Annotated in this window: 8 protein-coding genes; 5 read left to right on the forward strand and 3 right to left on the reverse strand. The window is 73.7% G+C overall.

The annotated features are described in order from the left end of the window. Together E1258_RS25390 and E1258_RS25395 are read right to left on the reverse strand one after the other, a co-directional pair. Nucleotides 1-1,294: glycoside hydrolase family 5 protein (locus tag E1258_RS25390; protein WP_132405548.1), on the reverse strand; the 1,294-nt coding region annotated here is incomplete at its 3' end. 472 nt (nucleotides 1,295-1,766) lie between these two features. Then, the gene (locus E1258_RS25395; RefSeq protein WP_132405550.1) at nucleotides 1,767-2,975 is read right to left on the reverse strand and encodes a DUF349 domain-containing protein; all 1,209 of its coding nucleotides are present in this window, start codon (nucleotides 2,973-2,975) and stop codon (nucleotides 1,767-1,769) included. Between the two features lie 203 nt (nucleotides 2,976-3,178). Between E1258_RS25395 and E1258_RS25400 the strand changes: the two genes are divergently transcribed. Genes E1258_RS25400 through dapF form a run of 3 tightly spaced genes read left to right on the forward strand, consistent with a single transcriptional unit; the run spans nucleotide 3,179 to nucleotide 5,728 of the window. After that, on the forward strand, nucleotides 3,179-3,931 hold the full coding sequence (locus tag E1258_RS25400) for a hypothetical protein (RefSeq protein ID WP_132405552.1): 753 nt from the start codon (nucleotides 3,179-3,181) through the stop codon (nucleotides 3,929-3,931). Next, nucleotides 3,814-4,860, forward strand: a complete 1,047-nt coding sequence (miaA, locus tag E1258_RS25405) for a tRNA (adenosine(37)-N6)-dimethylallyltransferase MiaA (RefSeq protein WP_132405558.1) — start codon at nucleotides 3,814-3,816, stop codon at nucleotides 4,858-4,860. Before E1258_RS25400 ends, miaA begins: the two co-directional genes overlap by 118 nt. Nucleotides 4,861-4,867: 7 nt before the next feature. Next, complete coding sequence (gene dapF, locus E1258_RS25410; RefSeq protein ID WP_132405554.1) at nucleotides 4,868-5,728, forward strand: diaminopimelate epimerase; 861 nt, start codon at nucleotides 4,868-4,870, stop codon at nucleotides 5,726-5,728. Nucleotides 5,729-5,801: 73 nt separating this feature from the next. Here the strand turns inward: dapF and E1258_RS25415 are convergent, their stop codons facing one another. Further along, a complete protein-coding gene (locus E1258_RS25415; protein ID WP_198141608.1) occupies nucleotides 5,802-7,325 on the reverse strand; it encodes an NAD-dependent malic enzyme in 1,524 nt (507 codons plus the stop codon). 156 nt (nucleotides 7,326-7,481) lie between these two features. On the opposite strand from E1258_RS25415, the gene hflX reads away from it, so the two are divergent. Then, on the forward strand, nucleotides 7,482-8,933 hold the full coding sequence (hflX, locus tag E1258_RS25420) for a GTPase HflX (protein WP_132405556.1): 1,452 nt from the start codon (nucleotides 7,482-7,484) through the stop codon (nucleotides 8,931-8,933). A gap of 107 nt (nucleotides 8,934-9,040) precedes the next feature. Continuing rightward, on the forward strand, nucleotides 9,041-10,438 hold a 1,398-nt coding region (locus tag E1258_RS25425), incomplete at its 3' end, for a hypothetical protein (RefSeq protein WP_207919708.1).

A 10,438-nucleotide genomic window follows, 5' to 3' on the forward strand; every position in this document is an offset into this window, starting at 1 on the left:
GCGGGGTGGCCGTCGGCGTCCCCGTGGGGGTGCCGGTCGGGGTCGGGTCGGTCCCGCCGCCCAACGGCGCGATCAGGTACGGCTGGAGGATCGCCTGCTTCGCGGTGTTGATGTTGGTCCAGTCGTCCAGCGCGATGCCGCCGGTGTCACCCGAGTTGGGATTCCAGGACCAGTAGGTGAAGGACATCCCGTTGACCCCGGTGCCGGTGTACGCCATCAGCTTCTCCAGCCACACCTTGTCGCGCGGGTCGGCCAGGGTGCTGCCGAACTCGCCCATCATGATCGGGGCGATGTTCTGCTTGTACAGGTAACCCCAGTACTTGTCCCAGATCGCCGGCAGGTTCGCCGGGTAGTCCGGGGCCTTGAACCAGGACTGCTCGTAGACCGAGGTGGCGTACTCGTGCGGGGAGTAGACCAGCCGGTTCGCCACGTTCAGCCGGACCGGGAACTGGCCGGCCTTGGAGAGGTTGCCGCCCCACCAGCCGCAGTCCTCGTCGTTGCTCGGGTCGTTGTCCCAGACGTTCGACAGTCCGCCGCTGGGGCAGCTCACGCCCTCAACGAAGATCAGCCAGTTCGGCTGCACCCCGAGGATCGCGTTGCCGGCCCGCTCGGCGGCCAGCCGCCAGTCCCGCGCGGTGTCCCCGCAGCCCCAGCAGGCGCCGGTGGCCGCCGGGTTGGTGCCCTCGGCGTGCGGCTCGTTGTGCAGGTCCGCGCCGATGACGGTGGGGTTGTTCGCGTACCGCTGGGCCAGCATCTTCCAGTCGTTGATCCAGGTCGTCTCGGAGACCGTGGACGTGTACCAGAGCGGCGACTGCCCGGCCGCGGTCGGCCGGTGCCGGTCCAGGATGACCCGCATCCCCTTGCTGCCCGCGTAGCCGATGACCTTGTCGAGGATCTGCAACGGCGACAGCCCCACCAGGTCCGGGTTCACGAAGTCGTTGACGCCGCTCGCCGTCGCCCCCGGCTTCAGCGCGTCGTTCGAGTACGGGATGCGCAGCGTGTTGTAGCCGAGGCGGGCCATCGTGTCGAGCTGGCCGCGCCACGGGTTGTTCGACCACAGGCCGTGGAAGGTCTTGTTGTCGGTCTCCATGCCGAACCAGTTGATGCCGGTCAGGCGGACCGTCGCGCCGGTGCTGTCCACGATCTTGTTGCCGTTGGTGCGCAGGTAGCCGGTGCCGGTGCCGCCGGTGGCGGCTGCTGCCGGGGCGGTGCCGACGGCGGCGGTGACGAGGACGCCGGCCGCGGCGGTGGCGAGCGCGGTGAGCGCGCCGCCGAGGGCGGTGAATCGGTGCATGCGGACTCCACTTCGGATGCCGGCTGCCGCACGAGGGCGGCGCGGGCGGGGAACCAGGGGGAGGGCCGTTGCCCGGTGCCCGCAGCGCGTGCCGACCGGCAACCACGGCGCGTGCCGACCGGGAACGCGAAATGCGGGAACGATGGCGACGCGGACGACCGCTCGCGGTGAACCGGCGACTCGCGATGGCGAAACTGCCGTCGGTGCCCCTCGCGCCGGTGCTGCTACCTAGCTCCGCGGACCATTGTCATCAGCTCGCCTGGATGCGTCAACCTGCCCGGGCGCACCCGGCGGATCGCGGTGCCCACCGGCCCGCAGGGCGCGCGTCGCGGACGTGACGGGGAAGATCAGCCGGGTCGCGGACGTGGCGGGAAAAGATCGGCCGGGGCGCGAACGTGCGGAGGGACGGCCGGGGCGCGGGCAGAGGGGAGCCCCGGTCCCGCGCGGGACCGGGGCTCCCGGGTGGTTCAGCTCAGCCGGCCTGCTCCGCGAGCTGGAGGAACTGCCGCTTCGACGCGAGGGCCTGCTCGGCCTCCTTGATCCGCCGGTTGTCCCCGGCGGCCTGGGCCCGGGCCAGCCGCTCCTCGGCCTCCGCCACCTGCGAGCGCATCTGGGCCAGCAGCGGGTTGTCCTCCTTGGTGGTTCGGCGCCACGCCGAGTCCATCACCTCGCGGACCTTGTCGTCGATTGCCCGCAGCCGCCGCTCCAGCCCGGCGGCGGCCTCCCGCGGCACCCGGCCGGCCTCGTGCCACTGCGCCTGGATCTCGCGCAGCTTGGCCTGGGCGCCCTTCGGGTCGGCGTCGACGTCGAGCGCCTCCGCCTCGGCGAGCAGCGCCTGCTTGCGCTCCAGGTTGGCCCGCTGCTCGTTGTCCCGTGCGGAGAACACCTCGCTGCGCCGGGTGAAGAACGCGTCCTGGGCCGCCCGGAACCGTTCCCAGAGCTTCTGCTCGGCCTCCTTGGCGGCGCGCGGGGCGGCCTTCCACTGGTTCATCAGCTCCTTGAGCTGGTTGGCGGTATCCGCCCAGTCGGTGGACTCCCGGAGCTTCTCCGCCTCGGCGACCAGGTCCTCCTTGACCTGCTGCGCCTGCTTGCGCTGCGAGTCCAGGGAGGCGAAGTGGGCGCCCCGGCGGCGGGTGAAGCCGTCCCGCGCGGCGGCGAACCGCTTCCACAGCTCGCCGTCGGCCTTCTTGTCGACCCCCCGGATGGTCTTCCATTCGTCGAGGATCTCCTTGAGCCGGTCACCGGCGGTCTTCCAGCCGGTCGACTCGGCGGCCAGTTTCTCCGCCTCCTCCACGAGGGCGGTCTTGCGCGCGAGGGCCTCGCTTCGGGCGGCGTCGCGCGCGGCGCGTGCCTCGCCGGCCTTCTCCTCGGCGACCGCGGCGAGCTTCTCCAGCCGCGAGGCCAGGGCATCGATGTCGCCGACGACGTGCGCCTCGGCCAGGGAGGCGCGGATCCGGCGGATCGTGGTCAACGAGTGTCCGGCGTCCGCCGCGCCCGAGTTGAGCCGTGCCTCGGTCAGGTCCACCTCGGTGACCAGGTCCGCGAAGCGGCGGGCGAAGTGGGCCAGTCCCTCCTCCGGAGCGCCCGCCTGCCAGGATCCGACCACTCGCTCGCCCTCGGCGGTCTTGACGTACACGGTGCCGTCCGCGTCCACCCGTCCGAAGGCCGTCCAGTCGCTCATGTGCCCATCCTCGTTCTCCCGGCGTCGACGGACCAGGGCCCGCGATCGCCGCCACGGCGCAGCAAACTTACTCCCCGCATTGTCACAGGTCCGCCCCCGTCCGCGTCGAGCGCCTGTCGTCGACCGTGACCATACGGTGTCCTAGCCTCCGCAGGACCGGATCGTCGCGGGGACGCACCGGTGGGTCCCGCTACGGTTAACGGGTGCCTGTGGTCGCCGCCGCCGTCTGCCCCCACCCGCCCCTGATCGTGCCCGAGCTGGCCGGTGCCGCCGTCGCTGAGCTGGACGATCTCCGCGCCGCCGCCGACGCGGCGGTGGCCTGGTTGCTCGCCTCGGCACCGGACGGCCTGGTGCTGCTGGGGTCCGGTCCGGCGACCGGGTGGATCGTGCCGCCGGCCATCGGCACCTTCCGCCCGTGGGGAGCGGACCTGTCCGTCCCGCTCCCGGCAGGGCCGCACGACTCCCGGGGGCCCGACGACGCTCCGGCGCGGCCCGACGAGGTCCCGGCGCTGCCGCTGAGCCTGACCGTGGGCGCGTGGCTGCTCGCCCGGCACCGGGTCCGGCTACCGGTCGACGCCGCCCAGGTGGACGCCGAGGCGACCCCCGCCGAGCTGGCCTCGCTGGCCCGGCAGGTGCACCAGCACCGCCCCCGGCTGGCGCTGCTGGTGCTGGGGGACGGGTCGGCGTGCCACGGGACGAAGGCGCCCGGCTACGACGACCCGCGCGCGGGGGCGTACGACGACGGGGTGGCCCGTGCCCTGGCCGGCGCGGACGCCGAGGCGCTGCTCGGCCTGGACCCGGCGCTGTCGGCGCGGCTGAAGGTCGCCGGGCGCGCGCCCTGGCAGGTGCTGGCCGGCGCGGCCCGGGCGGCGGGCGGCGACTGGCGCGGCGACCTGATTTACCACGCGGCGCCCTACGGGGTCGCCTACTTCGTGGCCACCTGGGAGCGGGCGTGACCACGGACGGGCCCGCCGGGCGCGGCACGGTCGTCGCCGTCGTCGGGCCGACCGCCGCCGGTAAGTCGGCGCTGAGCATCGCCCTCGCGCACGCCCTCGGCGGCGAGGTGGTCAACGCCGACTCGATGCAGCTCTACCGGGGCATGGACATCGGCACGGCGAAGCTCACCCTGGCCGAGCGGGACGGGGTGCCGCACCACCTGCTCGACATCTGGGCGGTGACCGAGCCGGCCAGCGTCGCGGAGTACCAGCGGCTGGCCCGCGCGGCGGTCGACGACATCCTGGCCCGGGGCCGGGTGCCGCTGCTGGTCGGCGGCTCCGGGCTGTACGTGCGGGCGGTGCTGGAGCGGTTCGAGTTCCCCGGCACCGACCCGGGCGTGCGCCGGCGGCTGGAGGTGGAGCTGGCCGAGTCCGGCCCGGCCCCCCTGTACGCCCGCCTACGCGCGGCGGACCCGGCGGCGGCCGAGGGCATCCTGCCGGGCAACGGCCGGCGGATCGTCCGGGCCCTGGAGGTCATCGAGCTGACCGGGGCGCCGTTCACGGCGGCGCTGCCCGAACCCACCCCGTACTACCCGTCGGTGCAGCTCGGCGTCGACCTGGACACCGCGGCGCTGGACGAGCGGATCGCGCTGCGGGTGGACCGGATGTGGGCCGACGGCCTGGTCGCCGAGGTCCGGGGCCTGGTGGGCCGGGGCCTGCCCGAGGGCCGTACGGCCAGCCGGGCGCTCGGCTACCAGCAGGTGCTGCGTTTCCTCGCCGGTGAGCTGACGGAGGCCGAGGCGCACGACGAGACGATCCGGGCCACCCGGCGGTTCGTCCGCCGGCAGCGGTCCTGGTTCCGCCGCGACCCGCGGATCCACTGGCTTGACTCCGCCAACCCGGGGCTCACCGAGACGGCCCTGCGCCTCGTCGGCGCGGCTGCGCGATGATGGGGTCGTGGAGTTCACCAAGGGACACGGCACCGGCAACGACTTCGTCATCCTCCCCGACCCGGACGGCGCGCTGGAGCTGACTCCGGGCCTGGTCGCCGCGCTGTGCGACCGGCGGCGGGGCCTCGGCGCGGACGGCGTCCTGCGGGTGGTGCGGGCCGCCAAGCACCCCGAGGGCGCGGGCCAGGCCGGCGAGGCCGAGTGGTTCATGGACTACTGGAACGCCGACGGCTCGTCCGCCGAGATGTGCGGCAACGGCGCCCGGGTCTTCGTCCGCTACCTGGTCGAGACCGGGCTGGCGGTGCCCGAGGGCGCGGCCCTGTCGGTGGCCACCCGGGCCGGCGTCGTGCGCGCGCTGGTCGCGGGGGAGGCGATCTCCGTCGAGGTGCGCCGCCCCCGGGTGTACGCCACGTCGACCGCCGCCCTGGGCGGGCTGACCCTCGCCGGCAGCGCCGTGGACGTGGGCAACCCGCACCTGGTCTGCGCCCTGCCGGCCGGGCTGGAGCTGGGCGCGCTCGACCTCACCAGGGCACCCGGGTTCGACCCGGCCGTCTTCCCGGCCGGGGTGAACGTCGAGTTCACCGCCCCCGGCGGCCCGGTCGACGGCACCGACGGCCACGTGCTGATGCGGGTCTACGAGCGCGGCTCCGCCGAGACGTTGTCCTGCGGCACGGGCGCCTGCGCGGTCGCGGCGGTCGCCCTGTGCGACGCGGGCCGCGACACCGGCTCGGTCGCGGTCGACGTCCCCGGTGGCCGCCTCACGGTCACGATGACCGACGACTCCTGCTGGCTCGCGGGCCCGGCCCTGCTGGTCGCCAGCGGCACCCTGCACCCTGGGTTCTGTCTCGCGGATCACTTGCTTCACTGAACGCCCGCCGTGGCCGTCGATCCAGGGGACTCATGATCAGCGAGACAGAATACGGCCCACCCTTCGCCCCTGACTAGGGGGTGGCGCTGGCGGTGGCGGCGATCTCCGGCAAATCGGCCGGGCCCGGGTCGGCCGCCGGCGGGGGCGTCGCGGCCGGGGTCTGGGCGGCGGCGCGAACCGCCGCCGCGACCGCCGGGGCGACCCGGGAATCGAAGACGCTGGGCACGATGACCGTCGGGTTGATCTTGTCCTCGCCGACCACGTCCGCGATCGCCCGGGCGGCGGCGATCGCCATCTCCTCGGTGAACTCCTCGGCGTGCGCGTCGAGCATGCCCCGGAACACGCCCGGGAAGGCGAGCACGTTGTTGATCTGGTTCGGCTGGTCGGAGCGGCCGGTGGCCACCACGGCGGCGTGCTTGCGTGCCTCCCGGGGGTCGACCTCCGGGTCCGGGTTGGCCAGCGCGAAGACGATCGCGTCCTTTGCCATGGTGGCGATGTCCTCGCCGGTGAGCAGGTTGGGCGCGCTCACCCCGATGAACACGTCCGCGCCGCGCACCGCCCCAGCCAGGTCGCCGGAGTAGCCGTCCCGGTTGGTGTTCTCGGCCAGCCACTGCCAGGCCGGGTTGAGCCCGGTCAGGCCGCGGTGCAGGGCACCCTGCCGGTCGTACGCGATGATGTCGCCGACGCCCTGGCGCAGCAGCAGCTTCATGATCGCGGTGCCGGCCGCGCCGGCCCCGGAGACGACCACCCGGACGTCCGCGAGGCGCTTGCCCACGACGCGCAGCGCGTTCGTCAGCGCGGCCAGCACGCAGATCGCGGTGCCGTGCTGGTCGTCGTGGAAGACCGGGATGTCCAGCGCCTCGCGCAGCCGGGCCTCGATCTCGAAGCAGCGCGGCGCGGCGATGTCCTCCAGGTTGATCCCGCCGTACGCGGGCGCGATCGCCTTGACGATCGCCACGATCTCGTCGGTGTCCTGGGTGTCGAGGACCACCGGCCAGGCGTCCACCCCGCCGAAGCGCTTGAACAGCGCCGCCTTGCCCTCCATCACGGGCAGCGACGCGGCCGGCCCGAGGTTGCCCAGGCCGAGCACGGCCGAGCCGTCGCTGACCACCGCGACCGTGTTGCGCTTGATGGTGAGCCGGCGGGCGTCGGCCGGGTTCTCCGCGATGGCCATGCAGACCCGGGCCACCCCCGGGGTGTACGCCCGGGACAGCTCGTCGCGGTTGCGCAGCGCGACCTTGGAACTCACCTCGATCTTGCCGCCGAGGTGCAGCAGGAACGTGCGGTCGGAGACCTTGCGCACGTCCACCCCGTCCAGCGCGGTGAGCGCGTCGACGACCTGGTCGGCGTGGGTGGCGTCGGCGGTGTCGCAGGTCAGGTCGACCAGCACGCTGGTCGGGTCGGAGTCGACCACGTCCAGCGCGGTGACGATCGCCCCGGCCTCGCCGACGGAGGTGGTCAGCCGGCCGATGGAGGAGGCGTCCGCGGGCACGGCGATCCGGATCGTGATCGAGAATCCCGCGCTCGGAAGTCGGGTGATGGCCACAGGATTCCCTCCGTCAACGCTGATCGGGGTCGGTCTTGCCTTGCCCCGCATTTCTACTCGCCCGCCCGGATCGCAAAGCACTCGCCCCCACGTTGGGTGGTCCACGCGATGGGCATATAGCGGGTGCGTCCGGCGTTGGCACATGTCAGGATTGGTCGTACGCGACAGAATCCGTCGCTACGGAACAGAACGGACAGGAGGCGCAGCTTGCGCGACCAGGAGACCTACGTACCCTTCACGGACGACGAGCTCGAGGCGACCACCGGGGAGTTCGAGCTGTCGGAGCGGCAGGCGCTGCGGCGGGTCCCTGGCCTCTCCACCGAGCTCGCCGACGTCACCGAGGTCGAATACCGCCAGCTCCGGCTGGAGCGGGTCGTACTCGTCGGCGTCTGGACCGAAGGCACCCAGGCCGACGCCGAGAACTCCCTCACCGAGCTGGCGCAACTGGCCGAGACGGCCGGCTCGCAGGTGCTGGAGGGGCTGATCCAGCGCCGCGGCCGCCCCGACCCCGCGACCTACATCGGCCGGGGCAAGGTCGACGACCTCGGCGCGGTGGTGCTCTCCAGCGGCGCCGACACGGTGATCTGCGACGGCGAGCTGTCGCCGTCCCAGCTGCGCAACCTGGAGCAGCGCACCAAGGTCAAGGTGGTCGACCGCACCGCCCTGATCCTCGACATCTTCGCCCAGCACGCCAAGAGCAAGGAGGGCCGGGCGCAGGTCGAACTGGCCCAGCTCGAATACCTGCTGCCCCGCCTGCGCGGCTGGGGCGAGACGCTGTCCCGGCAGACCGGCGGCTCCGGTCGCGGCGGCGGCGCGGGCGGCGGCGTGGGCGTGCGCGGCCCCGGTGAGACCAAGCTGGAGACCGACCGGCGCCGCATCCGGCACCGCATCGCCCGGCTGCGCCGGGAGATCAAGGCCATGCGGACGGTACGCCAGACCAAGCGCGCCCGCCGGTCCCGCAACTCCGTGCCCGCCGTGGCCATCGCCGGCTACACCAACGCCGGCAAGTCCAGCCTGCTCAACCGGCTGACCGGTGCCGGCGTGCTGGTGGAGGACGCCCTGTTCGCCACCCTGGACCCGACCACCCGCAAGGCCACCGCCCCCGACGGTCGGATCTACACCCTGTCCGACACGGTCGGGTTCGTCCGGCACCTGCCGCACCAGATCGTCGAGGCGTTCCGCTCGACCCTGGAGGAGGTCGCCGAGGCCGACTTGGTGGTGCACGTCGTCGACGGCGCCCACCCGGACCCGGAGGAGCAGGTCCGGGCGGTCCGCGAGGTCCTCGCGGAGGTCGGCGCGGACCGGCTGCCCGAGCTGCTGGTGATCAACAAGACCGACGCGGCCGACGAGGAGACCCTGCTGCGGCTCAAGCGGCTCTGGCCGGACGCCGTGTTCGCCTCGGCCCGCTCCGGGCGAGGGCTCGACGAGGTGCGGGCGGCGATCGAGGCGCGGCTGCCCAGGCCGGCGGTGGAGGTCCGGGCGGTGCTGCCGTACGACCGGGGGGACCTGGTCGCCCGGGTGCACCGGCAGGGCGAGGTGCTCAGCACGGCCCACCTGCCGGAGGGCACGCTGCTGCACGTGCGGGTCGGCGAGGCGCTCGCCGCCGAGCTGGCGCCGTTCGTCGCGGACGAGGGGCGCGTCGCCGCCAGCGCGCGGTGAGCCGGGCCGGGCCCCGCAAGAGGCCCCGGCCGCGAGGGGCCGTCGCCGCCGGACCAGGCGTCGCGGCGTGCCCCTCGCGTTTACACAGGCATGCGACACTGACTCCCATGCGCCGCGCTGTCTCATCGGTCACGGTTGCCCTCGGCCTGCTCGGGGCGACCGTGGCGCTCACCGGAGTCGCTCTGGCCGCGCCCGCCCTCGGGGCCGCAGCCCCCGAGCCGACGCCCGGCAAGAAGCGCTGCGCGATCACCGACGAGCGGCTGCGGGAGCTCTCCGGCCTGGTGGCGACAAAGACCGGGTACGTCGTGATCAACGACGGCACCACCATCGAGCAGCGTAAGCGGGTCTTCTTCCTCGACACCAAGTGCAAGCTGGCGGGGGAGCCGGTCCGCTACTCGGGCAACGGGCCGCTGGACACCGAGGACCTGGCCCTCTCGCCGGACGGCGAGAAGCTCTGGATCGCCGACATCGGTGACAACATCACCAGCACCGAGCGGCGGGAGCGGGTGGCGGTGTGGAGCATGCCGGTCGACGGGTCGGCCCGGCCGGTGCTGCACCGGCTGTCGTACCCGGAGAAGAAGCCGCACGACGCCGAGGCGCTGCTGATCGGCGACGACGGCAAGCCGCTGATCATCACGAAGGTGGCCACCGGCAAGGCCGAGATCTTCACCCCGGAGGGCAAGCTCAGCAGCGGCGACACCGACCCCGTGCCGATGAGCAGGGTCGGCGAGGTCTCGCTGCCGAAGACGAACACCCCGAACGTGCTCAACACGATCGGCCGGGTCGCCATCACCGGTGCCGCCCGCTCGCCCGACGGCACGAAGGTGGTGCTGCGCACGTACGCGGACGCCTTCGAGTACGACGTCACCGGCGGTGACATCGTCGGCGCGCTGACCGGCGGTAAGCCCCGGGTGACCCCGCTGACGGATCCGTTCGGCGAGGCGATTTCCTACACCCCGGACGGCAAGTCGTTCGTGACCGTCTCCGACGGTGGCGAGCTGGGCCAGGACGAGGCCATCGAGATCCTCGCCTACACCCCCGCCACCACCGGCGCCGAGGCGCTGACCGGCGGCGACGCCGGCCCACCGAAGCCGGCGGCGGAGAAGTCCTGGATGGAGGGGCTGAGCCTCGACGAGATCACGTACCTGATCGCGGCGGTCGGCGTGATCGGCGCGCTGATGGTCGGCGCGGGGATCTTCGGCATCCTCCGGGCCCGCCAGCGCCCCGTGCCGCCCGACGAGTCCAGGGGCGGCCCCGACCTGCCCGAGCGGAACGAGTTCCCGCTGAACGCCGGCCCGGGTGGACCCGGCCGGGGGCGACCCGTCGACGGCCCGCCGCCCGGGGGCGACCGTGGTCGGGGTGGGGTCTACGGAGGCGTGCCGGCCGGCGGCTACGGTGCCGCCCCGGCCCCCGCCGCCGGAGCGCGGGCGCCCTCCGGCGGCGTGTACGGCGGCACCGGCCGGCCGGCCGGTCGCGGCCGACCCTCCGGCGGCGGTGTTTACGGC

The sequence above is a fragment of the Micromonospora sp. KC207 genome (assembly GCF_004348615.1).
Taxonomy (GTDB): domain Bacteria; phylum Actinomycetota; class Actinomycetes; order Mycobacteriales; family Micromonosporaceae; genus Micromonospora.

Excerpts from the sequence above, each read along its gene's own strand:
- E1258_RS25395 (WP_132405550.1), bottom strand. The coding sequence starts at position 2,975 with ATGAGCGACTGGACGGCCTTCGGACGGGTGGACGCGGACGGCACCGTG.
- E1258_RS25415 (WP_198141608.1), bottom strand. The coding sequence starts at position 7,325 with ATGCGGGGCAAGGCAAGACCGACCCCGATCAGCGTTGACGGAGGGAAT.